The sequence below is a fragment of the Mycobacterium angelicum genome (assembly GCF_002086155.1).
Lineage (GTDB): Bacteria > Actinomycetota > Actinomycetes > Mycobacteriales > Mycobacteriaceae > Mycobacterium > Mycobacterium angelicum.
Genome location: NZ_MVHE01000371.1, coordinates 1 through 303 on the forward strand (window position 1 = coordinate 1; position 303 = coordinate 303).

Annotated in this window: 1 pseudogene; it reads left to right on the forward strand. The window is 67.3% G+C overall.

Annotated features, from left to right (window positions below):
- Positions 1-303 (forward strand): annotated as a pseudogene (locus BST12_RS29845) (thiamine pyrophosphate-binding protein); the annotation flags it as partial.

Genomic DNA, 303 nt, shown 5'->3' on the forward strand with positions numbered 1-303 from the left:
ATATTTGGTGACGGCAGGGCCGACGAGTACCTCTTCGACACACCGTGCGACCTGTTGATCGCGGTCGGTGTTTCCTTCGGCGGGTTGGTTACCCGCTCCTTTTCGCCCCGCTGGCGCGGGCTGAAAGCCGACGTCGTCCATGTCGATCCCGATCCATCGGCAGTTGGCCGATTCGTCGCTACGTCGCTCGGGATCACCACGTCCGGGCGCGCGTTCGTCAATGCCCTGAACTGCGGGCGGCCGCCACGCTTTTGTCGGAGGGTGGGCGTGCGGCCGCCGGCGCCAGCGGCGTTGCCGGGGACC